Source organism: Aureibacter tunicatorum (assembly GCF_036492635.1).
GTDB lineage: Bacteria > Bacteroidota > Bacteroidia > Cytophagales > Cyclobacteriaceae > Aureibacter > Aureibacter tunicatorum.
Genome location: NZ_AP025305.1, coordinates 3,031,179 through 3,050,826, shown reverse-complemented (window position 1 = coordinate 3,050,826; position 19,648 = coordinate 3,031,179). Strand labels below are relative to the sequence as shown.

Genomic DNA, 19,648 nt, shown 5'->3' with positions numbered 1-19,648 from the left:
CTTTGCGCATCGTTCGAGTGAGCGGTTCGGGGCTTCCCGAAAATGTTTAATTAATGGGTTAAGTGGTTGGCTCGCACTTGACTGTATGTTTAGAGCCTTAATATTATGGCAAATTCACCAGAAGATTTTAACTGGGATGAACTAGAACAAGGTGGTTTCGGCGATTCTTATTCATCTGAAAACAGAGAAGAATTAGAAAAAATGTACGAAGCTACACTTTCTCAAATCGAAGAGAAAGAAGTAGTAAAAGCAACGGTAGTTGCAATCAATGATCGTGATGTTGTTTTGAACATTGGTTTCAAATCCGACGGTCTAGTTTCTTCAACTGAATTCCGTGATCTTCCTGATTTGAAGATCGGTGACGAAGTGGAAGTTTACATCGAAGAGCAAGAGAACGCTCAAGGACAATTGGTATTGTCAAGAAGAAAAGCTAAGATCGTTAAAGCTTGGGAGCAAATCCAAGGAGCTCTTGATAATGACTCTGTAATCGAAGGAGTTGTTAAAAGAAGAACTAAAGGTGGTCTTATCGTGGATATCTACGGTGTTGAAGCATTCTTGCCAGGTTCTCAAATCGATGTTAAGCCAATCAGAGACTTTGATGTATTTGTTGGTAAGAAAATGGAAGTTAAGGTAGTTAAGATTAACTACACTAACGATAACGTTGTAGTTTCTCACAAAGTTCTTATCGAGAAAGATCTTGAGAAGCAAAAAGCAGAGATTCTTAATAACCTTGAGAAAGGTCAAGTTCTTGAAGGTGTTATCAAGAATATGACTAATTTCGGTGTGTTTATCGATCTTGGTGGTGTTGATGGTCTATTGCACATCACTGATATTTCTTGGGGAAGAATCAATCATCCAGAAGAAGTTCTTCAGTTGGATCAAAAAGTGAACGTTGTAGTTCTTGATTTTGATGATCAAAAGAAGAGAATTTCTCTAGGTATGAAGCAATTGACTCCTCATCCATGGGATTCACTTCCAGAAGATCTTCAAGTTGGTTCTAAAGTAACAGGTAAGATTGTTAATGTTGCTGATTACGGTGCTTTCTTGGAAATCATGCCAGGTGTTGAAGGATTGATTCACGTTTCTGAAATGTCTTGGTCGCAGCACTTGAGAAATCCACAAGATTTCATCAAGATAGGTGATGCGCTTGAAGCAGTTGTTCTTACTTTAGACCGTGACGAAAGAAAAATGTCACTAGGTATCAAGCAATTGACTGAAGATCCTTGGACTAAAGGTGATGTATTGACTAAGTATGCTGTTGGTACTAAGCACCAAGGTGTTGTTAGAAACTTGACTAACTTCGGTTTGTTCATCGAGCTTGAAGAAGGTATCGACGGTCTAGTTCACGTTTCTGATTTGTCTTGGACTAAGAAGATCAAGCATCCGTCAGAGTTTGTGAAAGTAGGAGAGAACTTGGATGTTCAAGTGTTGGAGTTGGATGTTGAAAACAGAAGACTTGCTCTAGGGCATAAGCAACTTGAAGAAAATCCTTGGGATACTTTCGAGTCTATCTTCACAAGAGGATCTGTTCATAAAGCTACAATCTTGAGTAAAAACGATAAAGGAGCTGTTCTTGAGTTGCCATATGGCATCGAAGGATTTGCTTTGACTAAGACGTTGAACAAAGAAGAAGGCGGGCAAGCAGGTGTTGGTGAAGCATTGGATTTCAAAGTTGTTGAATTCAACAAGGATGAGAAGAGAATCGTTCTTTCTCACACAGCTACATACCAAGAGGATGAAGTTGAAGTGAAGAAGAAGGCTCCTAAGAAGAAAGCTGCTGCTAACAAAACTGCTGCTGATGTAGAGAAAGATACTCTAGGGGATCTTGATGCATTGACAGCGTTGAAGCAAAAAATGGAAAATGATGGCGAGTCTAAATAATTGATTGGACTTTTCATTGAAAATAATTAAAAAGCACCTTTAGGGTGCTTTTTTTTTGTCAAAGCTTTGGAATTAATAAAGCAATTCCTACTTTTGCATTCCCTTTGAACGAAGGGTGTGTGAAATCTAATCGCCTCCATAGCTCAGCTGGCCAGAGCAACTGACTTGTAATCAGTAGGTCGTTGGTTCGAATCCGACTGGAGGCTCAAAATATAGAGATAAGGTCTCGTGGCCGAGTGGCTAGGCAGTGGTCTGCAAAACCATTTACAGCGGTTCGAATCCGCTCGAGACCTCCAAGTAATAATTATTATCGCCTCCATAGCTCAGCTGGCCAGAGCAACTGACTTGTAATCAGTAGGTCGTTGGTTCGAATCCGACTGGAGGCTCAATATTTAGAGATAAGGTCTCGTGGCCGAGTGGCTAGGCAGTGGTCTGCAAAACCATTTACAGCGGTTCGAATCCGCTCGAGACCTCCAAATAATAATTATTATCGCCTCCATAGCTCAGCTGGCCAGAGCAACTGACTTGTAATCAGTAGGTCGTTGGTTCGAATCCGACTGGAGGCTCAAAATATAGAGATAAGGTCTCGTGGCCGAGTGGCTAGGCAGTGGTCTGCAAAACCATTTACAGCGGTTCGAATCCGCTCGAGACCTCCAAGTAATAATTATTATCGCCTCCATAGCTCAGCTGGCCAGAGCAACTGACTTGTAATCAGTAGGTCGTTGGTTCGAATCCGACTGGAGGCTCTAATTTAGATATAAGGTCTCGTGGCCGAGTGGCTAGGCAGTGGTCTGCAAAACCATTTACAGCGGTTCGAATCCGCTCGAGACCTCCAAATAATAATTATTATCGCCTCCATAGCTCAGCTGGCCAGAGCAACTGACTTGTAATCAGTAGGTCGTTGGTTCGAATCCGACTGGAGGCTCAAAATATAGAGATAAGGTCTCGTGGCCGAGTGGCTAGGCAGTGGTCTGCAAAACCATTTACAGCGGTTCGAATCCGCTCGAGACCTCCAAGTAATAATTATTATCGCCTCCATAGCTCAGCTGGCCAGAGCAACTGACTTGTAATCAGTAGGTCGTTGGTTCGAATCCGACTGGAGGCTCATAAGCGCTAATAAAATATTGTATTTTATTAGCGCTTTTTTTTGTCTATAAATTTTCATTTGCTAATTTAATATCATGTAAAGGCAGTTTTTCATTTTATTTGAAACTTAAATAAAAGATTTACATGATTTACTTTTTGAGTTAAATTTTTTCATAGGTTATTTATAATATAATCTAAAAGATTAACTAGATTTGTTTATTAATATTCATTTTTCATTAATTAATGCTTTATAAGTGTTTTTGATTCAAAAAATCAGATAAATAATTTTATTGTTCTATTTTTTGTAACATTTCTATTTTTATTAGCGTAATGTTTAATGTGATTTGATTGAATTTTGAATTATATCTAATAATATGAGCGTATGATTGAACTATTACAGGAAGCGGTGAAGGGAGCTAATATTATCCCTACTTTTTTGTTGGTTTTTGTGTTGATGTATGGTATGATCGCCTTTATGGGTTTGATTGATTTTGATACCATTGACTTTGATTTAGACGTTGATGCTGATGCTGACATAGATATGGATGCTGATGTTGATGCTGATGCTGAGGGCGGCTTGAGCGGAGTATCAGGATTTCTTTCTTATTTCAATATAGGCAGAATGCCTATTATGATTTATCTTTTTTTTGTCGTATTCCCAATGTGGGTAATGTCGATATTGATTAATCATTTATTGGGTATAGAATCATTTTGGCTAGGCTTGATTTTATTATTGCCTATTATTTTTGTCTCGTTGTTTTTTGCAAAATACGCTTGTATTCCAGTCGCTAAATTATGGGAAGGCTTGGATGGTACTATCGATACCAACTTTGAAGGAAAAACTTGTACTGTCTTATATGATGCTAAAGGAGATCTTTTAAGTCAAGCTGAGATGGAATGGGCTGGAGACAAGGTCCGGTTGAATGTTAAAGCGCTTCAAGGAAAACATATTTCTGAAGGAGATCAAGCTGTGATCATTGAGCATGTGGAAGATCAAGATTTTTATTATGTAGAGACACTACATTTAAATGTATAACTTTTTTATAATCGAATATTTAACTATTTAAAAAATAACCTATGTTAGAATCATTATATGAATCAATGGTATTCGTGATAATTAGCGGAGTAGCCTTTGTTCTACTTTTTATTGCTGCTGTTTTAGTTAAAATGTATAATAAGGCCGCTCAAGGAGAAGTTTTAGTTAGAACGGGTGGTTTAGGAGGTGCTGATACAAAACCTAAAGTATCTTCATCGGGCTTGTTTTCAGTGCCTGTTATTCATAGGTTGGAGAAAATGGATATTCGTGTGAAGACAATCACTATCTCGCGTACAGGCTCAGAAGGCTTGATCTGTAAGGACAACATGAGAGCGGATATTAAGGTGACATTTTTTGTGAGAGTGAATGTTGATAAGGTTGCTGAAGTAGCAAAGTCAATTGGTTGCGACAGAGCTTCAGACCCTGAGACATTAAGACAATTATATGAACCGAAGTTTGCTGAGGCTTTAAAAACGGTTGGTAAGCAATTTGAATTTGTTCAGCTTTATACTTCACGTAAAGAATTTAATCAAGCTATTGTAAATATTATCGGTACGGATTTGAATGGTTATAAGCTTGAGGACTGTGCGATTGATTTTCTAGAACAAACTCCAGTAAGGGATTTGGATGAGAATAACATTTTGGATGCGGAAGGTATCAAAAAGATTATTGCATTGACATCTACGCAAAAGATTCAATCCAATGAAGTGGAGAGAGAAAAAGAAAAGACAATAAAGCAGCAGGATGTTGAGGCTCGAGAGACTATTTTGAATCTTGATAAACAAAGAGTCGAAGCTGAGGAAAGGCAAAGAAGAGAAATTGAGTCGCTTAAAGCTAGAGAACATGCCGAGGTGGACAGAATCAGAGAAGAGGAACGCCTGAAAGCAGAAAAAGCAAGAATAGCTACCGAAGAGCAAATTCAAATCGCTGAAGAGAATAGAATGCGCGAAGTTGTAGTAGCAGAAAAAAACAAAGAGAGAACCGAAGCAGTGGAAAATGAAAGGGTTCAACAAGCTCAATTGTTGGAAGCTACGGAGAAGGAAAGAATTGTAGAGCTTGCTCGTATTGAAAAGCAAAGAGCTATAGAACAAGAGCAAAAGAATATTCAAGATGTAATTAGAGAAAGAGTATCTGTAGAAAAGGCTGTTGTTGAAGAACAGGAGAAGATCAAAGACACGCAAGCTTATGCGGAAGCGGAAAGAAGCAAGGCAGTGGCTTTGACTAATGCTGAAAGGGATGCTGAAGCTGCTCTCGTAAAGAAAATCAAGGAAGCAGAGGCTGCTAAAGAAGCATCGAAACTTGAAGGTGAAAAAATTCAGATAGATGCTAAGAGTAGGGAAGTAGCGGCTGTTCATGAAGCTGAAGCAACTAAGACATTGGCGGAAGCATCAGCGTCTGAAGCAGCGGCTATAGGTATGGCTGAGGCTCAAGTGATGGAAGCTAAGGCAGAGGCGAGAGAAAAAGAAGCTGCTGCGGAAGCATTGGCTGTAGAATCAAAAGCATTGGCTGAAGCTAAAGGAGTGGAAGCAACGGCGATAGCAGAGGCTAAAGGAACTGAAGCGATAGCAATAGCAGACGCTAAGGGGATAGAAGTGAAAGGAGCTGCTCAGGCAGAGGCTGATAAGCAAGTTGGAGCCGTGGCAGCTGATGTGGAAAGACAAAAAGGTTTAGCTCAAGCTGAAGTGATAGAGACGCAAGCATCCGCTAATGAGAAGCAAGGCCTTGTGGAAGCTAAAATTATGACAGAAAAGCTTACTGCTGAGGCGGAAGGTATACGTCAGAAAGCTGATGCAATGAAAGTTCTTGATCCATCAAGTGTTGCGCATGAAGAGTTTAGATTGCGTCTTGAGCAAGCTAAGGAAATCGAAATGGCTCGTATATTGGCTGGTAAGGAAGTTGCGGCTTCTCAAGCATCTGTATTGGCTGAAGCGCTTAAGTCTTCGAATATCGATATAGTAGGTGGAGAGTCAATGTTCTTTGATAAGCTTACAAGCGCTATTACAACAGGAAAAGCAGTTGATAAAGCTTTGGATAATAGTACTGTTTTAACGGAAGTTAAAGACACTTTCTTTAATGGTAAAGATGGAAATCATTTTAAAGAAAACTTCAAAGATTTTATTGATCAATTTGGCGTAAGTTCTGAGGATTTAAGAAATCTATCAATTTCAGCATTATTATTCAAGTTAACGCAACAGGCGGAAGATGAAGGCTCGTTAAACATGCTTAAAAATCTTCAACAACTATCGAAAGTGATGGGAGTTGAGGAAAAGACTCCGGCAAGCTTAGGTTTGAATTAATAAATGATGGGGCAATTATTACAATGATTGCCCCATTCTTTCTCAAAGCAACTCTATTATTTTTTAGGCTATATTCATTGTGGAGTTTGCTATAAAATCAATTTTTATCAAGGGATTCAAAACTTGGGTTCCGCTTCTATAATTGAAAAGGACTTTGTCCGATATTTCTCCAAATAAATACGCTTTTGAAATGAAACAAGAAGACTTGAATCTTGAAAATAATGATTTACAGCTTGACGGAGGCACATATGAGATATTGAAGCAAAGGCTTCGAAAAGAGAATGAAAATTTGAGGGAAAAGCTTGGAAAGCTAAATGGAGATCGTAAAGGTGTTTTCGGGTCAATTGATTTGAGCTTGCTTGCTAACGAAAGAGTTTCTACAGAGTATAATTGCGTTCCAAGAGACATGTTCCCAGTCGGAGATCATTTTTTGTTTGGTTATAATATACACATGGGGCTAAAGACTGAAACTAAGCTCGAAGATGTGTTTAGCTTTTTTCAGTTTGAAAATGGGGAGTTTCATCAAAAAACTTTGGACCTAATCAATGATAAGGTATTCAAACAGGAGTTTAATAATTTATATAAATATTATAGGGATACATCCTTTGCTAAATTTGCTAAAATTGGGCAACACCTTCACATGGTTTTCCGCATAGGAGATAATGTGCAGGATATAAAGACATTTAAGTGGATGATTCATGATCATGCGCTAGAGTATGTTGATAGTCGTAGCGATCATGAGTTTAAGTTTCCAAGCCAACATGATTTTGAGTGGAAGCGAACTACAAGAGATGATTATTGTGAAGGAGAACACCCACACATATCAATAGAGGATGTGGTGTTTGTCGAAGCTGTAGGTGGGGATTTGACTATCAAGGTCGAAGACAATACGAAAGATGGCAAGGGAATCTATAATGAGCCTGTGAAGCTTGCGGAGCAGAGGCTGGAAGACTCAATTGTTGAGTATTCTTTGATTGATCACTTGGTAGTGATGAGGATAAAGCCTTATCAAGAAGATTTTAGATATTTTGTTTATAACAGCAAGCTTCAGGAAGTCAAGAGAATAGATACGATAGAAGAGTCTTGTATTTTATTGCCGGAAGGCCATGGCCTAATTTTTTCAGATGGATATTATTTGCAGACAGGAGAATTTAAGCAGTTTGAGCAGGATCTCGAGCATATGTTGTTTGAAAGATGTATTCCTTCTCCAAATGGCGAAGATTTTTTATATGTATTTTATAATAGAGAAAAGGGGGTTTATTTTCTTTTAAATTACAATTTGATCGAACAAAAAGTAGAGAACCCTACTTTGTGCAGTGGTTTTTCCATATTTGAAAATGGACAAATGTGTTTGTTCAAGACAGATAAGGAAGCTAAAAAGCATCATGTTGTTCAAATTTGGCAAACTCCTTTTATCGGTCCTGACTTTCAGATCAAAGGAAAAGACGACTCTTACCTTTATAGATTAGGGAATAAAGATATTGTAAGAGCTATGGCTGAATGTCATGCATTGATGGTATTGACAAGTCGTGAAGAAGCTTACAATGATTTGTATGTTGATATCATAAAGCTTAGCACGGATATCATAGATACTTATCACTGGCTTGACAGAGAGGAAGCTTATGATTTAAGCCAAGAACTTCATGGTATTAAATCAACGGCAGTTCAAGCGGTAGACGAGTATGAAAAGGTAAGGCAAATCAGGAAGAATACTCAGGATAAATTTGATGAAGTTACTAAGAAGGCAGACGAACTGATTCGTAAACTGAAAAGAGAAAATCCTCATGTTATTGATGATTTTGTTTCTTATTTGACCTCGTTGAGAACTGTAAGAGGTGAAGTGATTTCATTGAAAACTTTAAGGTATGTCAATGAAGTTGCGGTTGAAGAGTATGATAAAGAATTGGAAGACTTTACTAAGAACGTATCCAAATCTTGTGCTTCGTTTTTGCTTAAAGAAGATGCCTTAAATCCATATAAAGAGAAGGTTACGACGATAGATCAAGAAATTGAGAAAGTAGCCAAGGTAATCGATGCTAATAAGCAGGAAGAGAATATTGTCAAAGTTTCTTCTGAGTTGGAAATGCTAATCGAGATAGTGAGCAATCTGGATATAGAAGATGCGACAGAAACGACGCGAATTATTGATAGCATTTCTGAGATTTACGCTTCTTTTAACCAGATAAAAGCTAGTTTAAAGCGAAAAAGAAAGCAGTTACTAGGAGAGGAAGGAAAAGCAGAGTTCAATGCGCAGATAAAGCTGATCGATCAAGGAGTGGTTAATTATATTGATCTTTGTGATACTCCTGATAAGTGTGATGAGTATCTGACGAAATTGATGGTTCAGCTAGAAGAGCTCGAGGGGAAGTTCTCAGAGTTCGATGAGTTTATTGATACAATAAGTCAAAAAAGAGAAGAGCTTTACAATGCCTTTGAGAGTAAGAAAATAAGCTTGGTTGAAGCTCGAAATAGAAGAGCGAATACGCTTAATCAAGCGGCGGAGCGTATCATCAAATCAGTAAGAAGCAGAGTTTCGAGATTTGATGACGTTAATGAGATTAATGGTTATTTCGCTTCAGATTTAATGGTTGATAAGCTTAGGGGTATTGTTAAAGAGCTTGAAGAATTAGGTGATACTGTTAAGTCTGATGATATACAGAGTAAGCTTAAGTCTGTAAAAGAAGAGAGTATTCGCCAGCTGAAAGATAAGTCGGAATTATTTGCTGAAGGCGAGAACCTTATTCAGTTAGGAAATCATAAGTTTACAGTCAATACTCAAGGGCTTGGATTGACGATGGTTCATAAGGATGGGAATATGTATTTTCATTTGACTGGAACCAATTATTTCGAATTGATTGAAGATAATCAATTTATCAAATACAGTAGATTCTGGGATCAGACATTAATTTCTGAAAACAGAGAAGTCTATCGAGCTGAATATTTAGCATATAAGGTTCTTCATTCTGCGCAAGAAGGTAATTTAGAGCTTGAAATAGACGAAAAGAAAGTTAATCTGTCTTTTGATGATCTTCTCATTATGGATAGAAAGGATTTGTTGAATGTAATTCAAAAATTCATGTCTATGAGATATGCTGAAGGTTATGTCAAAGGAGTGCATGATCAGGATGCTTTGATAATACTGAATGCTTTATTACAACAGTATCAGCATGCGGGGCTCTTGAAGTTTAGTTCTGAAGAAAGAGCTTTGGCGAGATACTATTGGCAGGTTTGGGAAAATAAAGAAGAAAAGGAAAAGCTTTCACAGCAGTTGAAAGGTGCTGGAGTGATTTTGCAAGTATTTCCGGATGCAAAAGAGTTTGAAACAATAAAGAATCAGTTAAGAGTCAGGTTAACAACTTTTGTTACTCAATCCGAAGTGTCTTCAAAGGTCAATATTGAAAGTATTGTAGCTTATCTATTCGAAGAGTTGATACAGGGTGATGAATTTGTTGTTGATGGACTTGCTGTTGATTTGGTTAATAAATTTGATGCGGAACTTCGTGGGCGAAAAATGCAAAAGGCTTTTGAAGCAAGCGTAGAAGCAGTTCATGAAGAAGTTCGATATCAGACAATAATCAGATGGCTAAGAGCTTTTATTTCTGAAGACAAATCAATATATGCGAGTTTTGTCAATGAGTCGGCATTGTTGCTGATGCTTGGAGCTGATCTGAAAAGAAATGTGCATAGAGTTGTGCTTACTGAGCAATTAGACGGATTGTCGGGGACGCATAATTTGATTGAAGATAGAAAATACACACTCGATCTTCATAGTTTTCAGCGAAGATTATCATTGTTTGGAAATGTTGAAACACAAGCTTTCGAAGAGTTTCAAAAAGTAAAAGTTGAAATGACTGAAAGTTGTGCTAAAGACATGAGGTTAAATGAATTTAAGCCGAGAGTATTGAGCTCATTTGTTCGTAATCAATTGATCGATAAAGTTTATTTAAGAATAATCGGTGATAATTTTGCCAAGCAAATAGGTTCTGCAGGTGCAGGAAAGCGAACAGACTTGATGGGTATGTTGCTCTTGATTTCTCCTCCGGGATACGGTAAGACAACTTTGATGGAATATGTTTCTAATCGCTTAGGCCTTATTTTTATGAAAATTAACGGACCAGCGCTAGGGCATGATATCACTTCAGTAGACCCTTCTGAAGCAGGAAATGCCGGGGCGAAGCAGGAATTGGAAAAATTGAATCTTGCTTTTGAAATGGGAGATAATGTGATGATTTATCTTGATGATATTCAACATTGTAATCCTGAGTTTTTGCAGAAATTTATATCATTGTGTGATGGTCAGAGAAAAATAGAAGGAGTTTATAAAGGTCAGCCAAAGACTTATGATTTCAGAGGAAAGAAAGTCTGCGTAGTAATGGCTGGTAATCCATATACAGAAAGCGGAGATAAATTCCAGATTCCGGATATGTTGGCAAACAGAGCTGATATATATAATCTTGGTGATATATTGGGAGATGCTGATCACGAATTTAAGCTTTCTTATCTGGAAAATTGTCTGACTTCCAATGCTACTATGGCGCGTCTTGCAGGCAAAAGTCATAAAGATGTACTGTCGATTATCAAAATTGCAGAAACAGGGCAAAGAGAAGGAGTTGAGTTCGAAGCGAATCATTCGGCTATAGAAATCAACGAATATGTCGAAGTATTAAAGAAGCTGTTAAAAGCAAGAGATGTAATTCTGAAAGTTAATATGGAATATATTCGTTCGGCTGGAATTGCAGAAGAATATCGCACTGAGCCTCCATTCAAACTTCAAGGTTCTTATCGTGATATGAATAAGATGGCTGAGAAAATTATTCCATTTATGAATGATGAGGAATTGGATACTTTGATCTTCTCACATTATGAAAGAGAAGCTCAGACTTTGACGAGTGGAGCAGAGGCTAATTTGTTGCGTTTTAGAGAGCTTTTGGATGTTTTGAGTGCAGAAGAGAAAGAACGTTGGAATGGAATAAAAGACGCTTTTATGAAAAAGCAACGATTTGCTCTGGCTGGAGGAAATCAAATGGGGCAAATGCTTGAGCAGATTGAGTTGATAGCTAATAGCCTGAATGCGATGGCGACAGGTGATCGTGATTCGCTAAATGAAAATATAAATAAAAACCTAAACTAAATGATAGATAGAAATAGATTGTATGATGCTTTTGGCGAATTGATTTACGCTATTGCTGTAGCTGATGGGATTGTTCAAGGTGAAGAAGTAAGAGCTTTAGAAGCTTGTTTGGAAAATCATCCTAGGGCTAAAGAGATCAAATGGTCATTTGATTATGAGAAGTCAAGGAAGACTACTATGGAGTATGCTTATCATAAAGCTATAGATACTTGCAAGGAAAATGGGCCTGATGCTGAATATTTGTTTTTCATCGAGGTTTTAGAGTCTGTTGCGCACTCAAATGAGATGGAGCCGGAGCAATTAGAAATGATAGATCGGTTTGAAACGGAGTTGAAAAGTAAGTTTCTTGATGATTATATAAAAGAAAATAATTAGAAAATTTATTATAAAGATAAAGTTTGAAACGGGGATAAGTTATTACTTATTCCCGTTTTTTTTGGCTTGAAAATTGATTTAAATTTAATGGCTATTTAGCATTTTCAAAGTTAGGCGATCAATTTGGTCGCTTGTGTTTTTCATGATAACGGGTTTCTCCCAATTTTTTAAATGGCATTTATTAAAAACCAAAAAACAGGGAAAAAGCATGTATTGAACTACCAGCATGCTATTGGAAGGTCAAAATCAAATCATCTCTATATTCCCTTGCTGGATATCTCTAGATTGCATGCTACTATATTTTGGCAATTAGGGCGTTGGTTTCTCAAAGATCACAGTCGAAATGGAACTTTGGTTGATTTTCATCTCATACATCATTCTGTATGCGCATTGAATAAGGATTCTTTGATTCAGTTTGGGGGTAATGATGATACTGTCTGGGAGTTATGCGATTCAGAAAGGCCTACAAGTTATATTTTATCCAATGAGGATGATGATAGCTTTTATGACTTGGGAGAAGGAATGTTATTCCCTGATAGTGAAAATCCTGTTTGTTCATTTTTTAGATCAAAGAACAGTAAATGGATGTTGGATAATGGAGATATGACTTTTGAAATTGCCCATAAGCAAATTCTTAAAATTGGAGGCAAGGAATGGTTGTTTTTTGAAAATGATCCTTTGAATGAAACTGTAGTGAATGTTGAAATTTTTGGATCAATTTTGTTCTTTTTTAAACTTAGCACTGACGAAGAGAATGTCGATCTCAAGTTAAGATATAATGAATGGGTTTGCGATTTGGGAGACAGAGTGCATAATCATCTTTTATTGGTATTGGCTAGAAAGAGAGAAAAAGACAAGCTAAAGAAATTAAGAGTCGAAGAACAAGGATGGATTAAAAATGAAGAGCTTACAGTATTATTGACTAAAGAACTTCAAAAAGATGTTGATATCTATTATTTGAATATTTTAGTATATAGAATTCGGCGACAATTGGCTCGAATAAAACCTTATGGGCATATTTTGTCAGAGATTATTGAGCGAAAGAAAGGTAAGATAAGGATAAAAGAGATATCTTATTTTGAAGGAAAAGATGATGCATGGTCTCAAGAATTTGTTAGTACTAAGGTGCAGTTAATAAGTGAGTGAGATCAGCGAAGAGATATATTTAGAAGGCTTGCTGGGTAAGGGAGCATTTTGCGATGTTTATATGGCTAAATGCTCTTCAAGTGATGAGTTATACGCAGTTAAGACTCTTTCCGATCAATATGAGGTAAATTCTTTTGAATGGATTTTAAGGCGTGAATTTGAAGTGCTTCAACACTTTGATCATCCTTGCATCATAAAGGCATTCGGTTTGATGAGAGTTTTGGGCGATAAATTGGGTTTGGTTTTGGAGTATGTAGAAGGTCCCTTGTTCCATCATTTTTCTTTGAGAGAGAAGTTTATTCCTTTTCTCGAATGTAGGCTTCTTAGTTTGCTGGAAACAATAGATGTTTTAAATGCTGAAAATATTATACATGGTGATATTAAGCCAGAGAATGTTTTTGCATCAATCACTGAGTCTAACAATAGAGTGAAGCTGATTGATTTTGGAGCTTCTTCATATATTGATTTGGAAAATAATAAGATCAATCAATTTGATTTTGCAACACCGGTGTACTCTCCTTTAAGGTGGGGCTTGGAGGGTGTTATTCATCCTTACAAACTTGACTTTTTCAGTTGGAGCTTGATGATTTTGCAAGGTTTGTCTGGTTTTGATCTGAAATCCAATAAAAAAGATTTGATGTGTGCGATTGAGCGCAATGAAATGAAGTGTTTGTTTGATTTTTTAAAATCGAAGGAAAAGGCGAGTTCTGTAGATTTGAACTGTTTTGCTAAAATGGTTAATGCTTTATCGTTGAATTATAAACCACATTCCTTAAGTAAAGAGTGTTATTTGACAGAGTATAGAAAAGCTCTTGTGTGAAAAAAAGTACAAGAGCTTTATTTTTTTTATTACAGAACGTTGATTAAGGTCTCTAAACCAATACCTCGAGAGGCTTTTATCAGAATGATGCTGTTTTCGAATTTTTTGGTTTTTAAATAAGCTTCTAATTCATCTTTGGAGTCGAAGATCATTATATTATCACTTGGCTTTACAAACTTGTGAAATTCCGGTCCACAAAGGTATCCTTCATCAATCTTATAAGATTGTAATAAGTCTTTTATTGTATTATGTTCATTTTCAGAGTATTTCCCGAGTTCCAACATGTCACCTAGGATAGCGACAGTATGTGAGTTGTTTTGTTTGCCTAAATTCTGTATTGCTGCTTCCATTGAGCTAGGATTGGCATTATAAGCGTCGAGATATACTTTGTTGCTGTCAATTGTGATAAGTTGGGATCGATTGTTATTTGGGGTGTAGTTATCTATGGCCTCGAAAATATCATCTGGATTAATGCCAAAATGTTGGCCTATGCAAACACCTGCGGAGATGTTTTTGAAGTTGTAGCTTCCGATTAAATTGGTTTTATGGATATTATTATCGAAAGTGTAGGAGAGATTATCCTCATCAGAGTTGTTTATAGGCTCGAAGATGCTCTTTTCGGTTCTATAAAGAATTGGGTTTGAAAATCTTTTGGACATGTTGAAAAGAATAGGATCGTCGGCATTAATGAAAGCTGTGCCTTTATGCGTGATTAAATATTGATAGAGCTCGCTTTTCGCTCTGATCACGCCTTCAAAGCCCCCAAAAGGTCCAATATGAGCTTTGCCTATATTAGTGATAATCCCATAGTTGGGTTCCGCTATGCTGCAAAGTTCTGCAATGTCGCCAACTTTGTTAGCTCCCATTTCAATGATCGCGAATTCATGTTCTGGATTTAGATTCAGCAGGGTTAGAGGGACTCCAATGTGATTATTAAGGTTGCCTTTTGTCGCCAGGACATTGTATTTTTTATCTAATATTTCATGAAGAAGTTCTTTAGTAGTAGTTTTTCCATTAGACCCTGTTATTCCCAATACAGGAATGTTGAATCTTCTTCTATGCAACCTAGCGAGATCTTGTAGAGTTTCTAGAACATTGTCTACCAATAAGAACCTGCCATCATCTTGAAATTCAGGTTCATCAATTACTGCATATGTTGCCCCTTTGTTCAAAGCATCTTTTGCGTATTTGTTACCATTGAAATTGTCGCCTTTAAGAGCGAAAAATATTTGCCCTTCAGCGATGCTTCTTGAGTCAGTTGTTACTCCTTTGGAAGAAAGGAATCTATCGAGAATGTCTTCAGTTTGTAGATACATGAATTTAAAGTGTTAAAAAAAGTGTAGCGAAGGTTTAAATAACCTTCAAATTAACTTTTCATTTCTTTAAGGGCCTTCATTAAGTTGTTAGCGAAAATAAAGTCTTGTAATTCTTTGCAGTCAGTGTCAATGATTTGATCGTTTGTGCCTTCCCACAACTTTTTTCCTTTGAATAGGAAAATAATATGTTCGCCAATTTTCATTACAGAATTCATGTCGTGCGACACAACAATAGTGGTGATATTGAATTCTTTAGTAATTTCCATGATGAGATCATCAATCAATATTGAGGTTTGAGGATCCAATCCTGAATTCGGTTCATCGCAAAATAAATATTTGGAGTTGTTGACAATAGCTCTGGCTATGCCAACTCTTTTCTGCATTCCTCCGCTGAGTTCGGATGGCATTTTGGTATTGGCTCCTTCTAGGCCGACTCTTTCCAAGCAGAAATTAACTCTATCGAGTTTTTCTTGTGGAGACATGGTTGTTAGCATATCCAGCGGAAACCTAACATTCTCCTCAACTGTTTTAGAGTCGAACAATGCCGAGCCTTGGAAGAGCATTCCAATTTCTCTACGGATGACGTTTTTGTCTTTTCTATTCGATGTAGTGAAATTCCTTCCGTCAAAACACACATTACCTTCATCAGGCTCAACTAATCCGACAATATTCTTTAAGAATACACTTTTCCCTGTTCCTGACGAGCCAATGATCATGTTGACTTTTCCCGGAAGAAATTTGGCGCTAACATCTGTAAGTATCTGTTTGCCTTTGAAAGACTTGGATATATTATTCGCTTCGATCATAGGTTCAATAATAGTTGGGCTAAAAGATAATCAGCGCAAAGGACTGCGATACAACTGTTGGTTACCGCGCTAGTACTCGCTTTACCTACTTCCAAAGCTCCTCCGTAAGTGAAATAACCTTTGAATGCAGAAATAGATGAAATCAAGAATCCAAAAATAACAGACTTGATAAGCGCGAAATAAATATTGTATGGGGCAAAATCTAATCTGATACCGTTGATATATTCCACAGGTGTAAGTTCGCCTGTTAGTGTTGTAGACAGGTATCCGCCAAATAACCCCAAAGCTATAGCAAAGATAACTAATAAAGGGTATGTGATGGTTGTTGCAATTATTTTTGGAAGAACAAGGTAGGATGAGGAATTTATTCCCATCACGTCAATGGCGTCTATTTGCTCTGTAATTCTCATAGTGCCTAATTCCGAGGCTATATTAGACCCGACTTTTCCAGCGAATACTATCGCGGTGAATGTGGGCGCTAACTCAAGCAGCTCCATTTCCCTAACGATATATGCTATTATATCTCTTGGCACAAATGGATAAGTCATATTGTAGGCTGTTTGGATAGCCGTTACAGCTCCGATAAAAATGGATACAAGTGAAACGATCATTATAGAACTTATGCCAATGGCTACGCATTCATAAATGACGAGATTGAAATATGTTTTGAATGACTCTCGGTTAACAAATAACGAGCCTAGAAACAAGATGTATTTTCCAATCGATTTTACCATATAATAAATGTATTAATACTATTTTCTTTATCTTAAATTGCTTTTAAGGGCCTTTCTTTATAAGGGTCAAGCAAATTAAGGGATAAAAAAAATCAAATTAGCCTCAAATAACAAATTATTTAAAAAAATGAATTGTTTATCATTTTTATTTATGACTTGCAATATGGCCTTTAAGTCTTCTAAATTTGAGGAAAAATTGGTTTTTTAATTGTCATCATGCTAATTTTAACCAAAACTTGCTTGATCTAAATATGGGTAAATTAGCTGTTATAACAGGAGGTACAAAAGGCATAGGCAAAGCTTTGGTTGAAAAGTTCGCCTCGGAAGGAATTGACGTGATTGCTTGCTCAAGAAATTCCGATGACCTTGATAATTTGAAAAAGGAAATGTCGGATAAGCCAGCGAAAGTTTATGTATTTAAAGCTGATTTATCAATAAAAGAAGATTGTCTAAATTTCTCTGAATATGTAAAGAGTATTGACGGGAAGTTAGAGGTGTTGATAAATAATGCGGGACTTTACATCCCTGGAGAAATACACAAGGAAGAAGACGGAGCTCTTGAGACAATGATAAATACGAATGTTTATTCCGCATATCATCTGACACGGGGCTTGATTGATCAATTCATTGGGCAAAAAGATGGGCAAATTTTCAATATTTGTTCTACCGCGAGTATAATGCCTTATGTAAATGGCGGTTCATATTGTGTTTCAAAATATGCGCTTTTGGGTATGACTAAAGTGCTTAGAGAAGAAATGAAACAATATGGGGTGAAAGTTACAGCTGTTCTTCCTGGCGCTACTTATACGGCCAGTTGGGATGGAGTTGACTTGCCTAAGGAAAGATTTATAAAGCCAGAGGATATTGCGAATGCGATATGGTCTTGCTACAGTTTGTCAGATCAAGCTGTTGTTGAGGAATTGTTGATTAGGCCTCAGCTCGGAGATCTTGATTAATGGTCTTTTTAAATATTTAATTTTATTGAAATATATACTTCGGCTAAGCTGAAATACTTGAGATGAAAAATTTGAATACTAGCGTGTTAAAAGGAATATATTGCAACGATTTGTCGAATTATAGTCGTAGAAAGTCTGTGGAAGTGAACATTGGTGGGATTCCGCTAGGTGGAGATCAACCCATTCGTGTTCAATCAATGACTACTGCGGATACTATGGATACAAAAGCGACAGTCGAGGAGTGTGTTAGGATGATTGAGTCCGGTTGTGAATATATTCGAATAACAGCGCCAAGTGTCAAAGAGGCGGAGAATTTAGCGAATATAAAAGCTGAGTTGCGAGCAAAAGGTTATGAGACTCCTTTGGTGGCGGATATCCATTTCACGCCTAATGCCGCAGAAGTCGCTGCGAAAATTGTCGAAAAAGTCAGAATTAATCCAGGGAATTATGTTGATAAAAAGAAATTTCAATCGCTGGAATATACTGACGAAGAATATAGCCAAGAGCTGTTAAGAATAAAAGAACGCTTTACGCCTTTGGTGGAGATTTGCAAAGAACATGGCACAGCTATGAGAATAGGGACAAATCATGGTTCTTTGTCGGATAGAATTATGAGTCGCTATGGAGACACGCCAAAAGGTATGGTTGAGTCTGCTTTGGAATTCTTGAGGATTTGCGATGAGTTGGATTATCATCAAGTAGTTATTTCAATGAAGTCAAGTAATCCCCAAGTGATGGTGCAAGCTTATCGCTTGTTGGTGAATAAAATGGATGAAGAAGGTTTGAGGCCTTATCCTTTGCATTTGGGGGTGACAGAAGCAGGAGAAGGAGAAGATGGAAGAATAAAATCTGCTGTTGGTATAGGCACTTTGCTTGAAGATGGACTTGGTGATACAGTAAGGGTTTCTTTGACAGAAGATCCTGAGTTTGAGTCGCCGGTTGCACAACGCTTGGTTTCTAGGTATGATAATAGGGAAGATCATAAATTAGTTCGTGAAATTACTTCGTCAGAATATCCGATAGATCCATTCAATTATCAGAGGCGCAAAACTAAAGAGGTGGTTAATTTTGGCGAAGAAAATGTGCCAAGAGTCATTGCGGATTACAGCTCATCGGAAATACTAGAGCCTAAAGATTTGAAACCAGTTGGTCATCATTACCTTCCTGAATTGGATAAATGGAAAATGAGTGACCTTGGAGTTGATTATATTTATACGGGAGGTCGACAAGTGCCTTTTATGTTGCCAAATGGGTTGAAGAGAATACTGAATGCTGACATTTGGCTTCAAGGTGAAGAGGATTTGAATTCATTTCCTATGTGGAAGTCGGAAGAATTCGTCGTTGCGTCAAAGGTGCATAAACAATTGAATTTTGTGATTGTTGACGCTAAGTCTATTGATGGAATAAATAACGAAAGTCAAATCTATGCCGGGAATAATGTGGTTTTGGTTTTGCTTACGGAAAATTTACATGGAGCTGTTGAGCAACGCAGGTTTTTTGCCGAATTATTGAATAAAGAAATTGATGTGCCTGTTGTTCTGTTGAGAAGCTATAAAGTGGAAGACGAAGAAGGTTTCCAGTTGGATGCTTCTACGGATTTCGGCACTTTGTTGATTGATGGATTGGGAGATGGTGTTTTGATTCAAACTGATGACATTGAAAAAAGCAGAAAGGAGCAAATTGATCAACTTTCAATAGTTAATAGCACTGCGTTTGGTGTTTTGCAAGCTGCAAGGACAAGAATTACGAAAACGGAATATATCTCATGTCCGTCTTGTGGTAGAACATTGTTTGACCTTCAAGAAACAACTGCCAAGATTAGAAAACGAACCGATCATTTGAAAGGAGTGAAAATAGGTATCATGGGATGTATTGTCAATGGCCCAGGAGAAATGGCTGATGCTGACTTTGGTTATGTTGGATCAGGCAAGGGGAAAATTACTCTGTACAAAGGCCAAGAAGTGGTGAAAAGAGGCGTTCCTTCGGATCATGCTGTAGAAGAGTTGATAAATATTATAAAAGAGAATGGTCGTTGGATAGAGCCGGAAACAGTGGAGGATTGAT

The 19,648-nt window shown here is 37.3% G+C and carries 12 protein-coding genes and 11 tRNA genes; 20 read left to right on the top strand and 3 right to left on the bottom strand.

All coding sequences use genetic code 11. The features are described 5' to 3' along the window. Nucleotides 1–105: 105 nt before the first annotated feature. The 18 genes from rpsA to AABK36_RS12835 all read left to right on the top strand — a co-directional run bounded on the left by rpsA (nt 106) and on the right by AABK36_RS12835 (nt 13,772). Nucleotides 106–1,881, top strand: coding sequence for a 30S ribosomal protein S1 (rpsA, locus tag AABK36_RS12920; protein ID WP_309938508.1), 1,776 nt, complete (start codon nt 106–108; stop codon nt 1,879–1,881). Between the two features lie 132 nt (nt 1,882–2,013). Then, nucleotides 2,014–2,087: transfer RNA gene (locus AABK36_RS12915), tRNA-Thr, on the top strand. A 16-nt stretch (nt 2,088–2,103) separates the two neighbouring features. Beyond that, a tRNA-Cys gene (locus AABK36_RS12910) sits at nt 2,104–2,177 on the top strand. Nucleotides 2,178–2,193: 16 nt separating this feature from the next. After that, nucleotides 2,194–2,267, top strand: a tRNA-Thr gene (locus AABK36_RS12905). Nucleotides 2,268–2,283: 16 nt separating this feature from the next. Next, nucleotides 2,284–2,357, top strand: a tRNA-Cys gene (locus tag AABK36_RS12900). Between the two features lie 16 nt (nt 2,358–2,373). Further along, nucleotides 2,374–2,447 (top strand) — tRNA-Thr (locus AABK36_RS12895). Between the two features lie 16 nt (nt 2,448–2,463). Further along, a tRNA-Cys gene (locus tag AABK36_RS12890) sits at nt 2,464–2,537 on the top strand. Nucleotides 2,538–2,553: 16 nt separating this feature from the next. Beyond that, nucleotides 2,554–2,627 (top strand) — tRNA-Thr (locus AABK36_RS12885). Nucleotides 2,628–2,642: 15 nt separating this feature from the next. Continuing rightward, a tRNA-Cys gene (locus tag AABK36_RS12880) sits at nt 2,643–2,716 on the top strand. Nucleotides 2,717–2,732: 16 nt separating this feature from the next. Continuing rightward, nucleotides 2,733–2,806 (top strand) — tRNA-Thr (locus AABK36_RS12875). Between the two features lie 16 nt (nt 2,807–2,822). Next, nucleotides 2,823–2,896, top strand: a tRNA-Cys gene (locus AABK36_RS12870). A 16-nt stretch (nt 2,897–2,912) separates the two neighbouring features. Continuing rightward, nucleotides 2,913–2,986, top strand: a tRNA-Thr gene (locus AABK36_RS12865). Between the two features lie 363 nt (nt 2,987–3,349). Continuing rightward, complete coding sequence (locus AABK36_RS12860; RefSeq protein WP_309938509.1) at nt 3,350–4,003, top strand: OB-fold-containig protein; 654 nt, start codon at nt 3,350–3,352, stop codon at nt 4,001–4,003. Between the two features lie 41 nt (nt 4,004–4,044). Further along, nucleotides 4,045–6,300: an SPFH domain-containing protein gene (locus tag AABK36_RS12855; protein WP_309938510.1), complete on the top strand. Its 2,256-nt coding sequence runs from the start codon at nt 4,045–4,047 to the stop codon at nt 6,298–6,300. Nucleotides 6,301–6,490: 190 nt separating this feature from the next. Further along, nucleotides 6,491–11,431, top strand: a complete 4,941-nt coding sequence (locus tag AABK36_RS12850; RefSeq protein ID WP_309938511.1) for a DNA repair ATPase — start codon at nt 6,491–6,493, stop codon at nt 11,429–11,431. Beyond that, nucleotides 11,432–11,806 carry a TerB family tellurite resistance protein gene (locus AABK36_RS12845; RefSeq protein WP_309938512.1) on the top strand — a complete coding sequence of 125 codons (375 nt, stop codon included), beginning with the start codon at nt 11,432–11,434 and terminating at the stop codon, nt 11,804–11,806. Between the two features lie 171 nt (nt 11,807–11,977). Next, nucleotides 11,978–12,952 (top strand): FHA domain-containing protein, encoded by a 975-nt coding sequence (locus tag AABK36_RS12840; RefSeq protein WP_309938513.1) that lies wholly within the window; start codon nt 11,978–11,980, stop codon nt 12,950–12,952. Next, nucleotides 12,945–13,772: a protein kinase family protein gene (locus AABK36_RS12835; protein WP_309938515.1), complete on the top strand. Its 828-nt coding sequence runs from the start codon at nt 12,945–12,947 to the stop codon at nt 13,770–13,772. The genes AABK36_RS12840 and AABK36_RS12835 overlap by 8 nt, the downstream gene beginning before the upstream one ends. 29 nt (nt 13,773–13,801) lie before the next feature. On the opposite strand, the gene AABK36_RS12830 is transcribed toward AABK36_RS12835, so the two are convergent. From AABK36_RS12830 to AABK36_RS12820, 3 genes are read right to left on the bottom strand one after another with little or no spacing between them, the layout of a single operon-like run. Next, nucleotides 13,802–15,088 (bottom strand): UDP-N-acetylmuramoyl-tripeptide--D-alanyl-D-alanine ligase, encoded by a 1,287-nt coding sequence (locus AABK36_RS12830; RefSeq protein ID WP_309938516.1) that lies wholly within the window; start codon nt 15,086–15,088, stop codon nt 13,802–13,804. 50 nt (nt 15,089–15,138) lie between these two features. Beyond that, nucleotides 15,139–15,894, bottom strand: a complete 756-nt coding sequence (locus AABK36_RS12825; RefSeq protein ID WP_309938517.1) for an ABC transporter ATP-binding protein — start codon at nt 15,892–15,894, stop codon at nt 15,139–15,141. Then, nucleotides 15,891–16,628 carry an MlaE family ABC transporter permease gene (locus AABK36_RS12820; RefSeq protein WP_309938518.1) on the bottom strand — a complete coding sequence of 246 codons (738 nt, stop codon included), beginning with the start codon at nt 16,626–16,628 and terminating at the stop codon, nt 15,891–15,893. Before AABK36_RS12820 ends, AABK36_RS12825 begins: the two co-directional genes overlap by 4 nt. Before the next feature lie 251 nt (nt 16,629–16,879). On the opposite strand from AABK36_RS12820, the gene AABK36_RS12815 reads away from it, so the two are divergent. Next, nucleotides 16,880–17,584 (top strand): SDR family oxidoreductase, encoded by a 705-nt coding sequence (locus AABK36_RS12815; protein ID WP_309938519.1) that lies wholly within the window; start codon nt 16,880–16,882, stop codon nt 17,582–17,584. A gap of 62 nt (nt 17,585–17,646) precedes the next feature. After that, nucleotides 17,647–19,647, top strand: a complete 2,001-nt coding sequence (gene ispG / locus AABK36_RS12810; protein WP_309938520.1) for a (E)-4-hydroxy-3-methylbut-2-enyl-diphosphate synthase — start codon at nt 17,647–17,649, stop codon at nt 19,645–19,647. Nucleotide 19,648 lies beyond the last annotated feature (1 nt).

Excerpts from the sequence above, each read along its gene's own strand:
- AABK36_RS12825 (WP_309938517.1), bottom strand. The coding sequence starts at position 15,894 with ATGATCGAAGCGAATAATATATCCAAGTCTTTCAAAGGCAAACAGATA.
- AABK36_RS12815 (WP_309938519.1), top strand. The coding sequence starts at position 16,880 with ATGGGTAAATTAGCTGTTATAACAGGAGGTACAAAAGGCATAGGCAAA.
- AABK36_RS12820 (WP_309938518.1), bottom strand. The coding sequence starts at position 16,628 with ATGGTAAAATCGATTGGAAAATACATCTTGTTTCTAGGCTCGTTATTT.
- rpsA (WP_309938508.1), top strand. The coding sequence starts at position 106 with ATGGCAAATTCACCAGAAGATTTTAACTGGGATGAACTAGAACAAGGT.
- AABK36_RS12845 (WP_309938512.1), top strand. The coding sequence starts at position 11,432 with ATGATAGATAGAAATAGATTGTATGATGCTTTTGGCGAATTGATTTAC.
- AABK36_RS12860 (WP_309938509.1), top strand. The coding sequence starts at position 3,350 with ATGATTGAACTATTACAGGAAGCGGTGAAGGGAGCTAATATTATCCCT.
- AABK36_RS12855 (WP_309938510.1), top strand. The coding sequence starts at position 4,045 with ATGTTAGAATCATTATATGAATCAATGGTATTCGTGATAATTAGCGGA.
- ispG (WP_309938520.1), top strand. The coding sequence starts at position 17,647 with ATGAAAAATTTGAATACTAGCGTGTTAAAAGGAATATATTGCAACGAT.
- AABK36_RS12850 (WP_309938511.1), top strand. The coding sequence starts at position 6,491 with ATGAAACAAGAAGACTTGAATCTTGAAAATAATGATTTACAGCTTGAC.
- AABK36_RS12830 (WP_309938516.1), bottom strand. The coding sequence starts at position 15,088 with ATGTATCTACAAACTGAAGACATTCTCGATAGATTCCTTTCTTCCAAA.
- AABK36_RS12840 (WP_309938513.1), top strand. The coding sequence starts at position 11,978 with ATGGCATTTATTAAAAACCAAAAAACAGGGAAAAAGCATGTATTGAAC.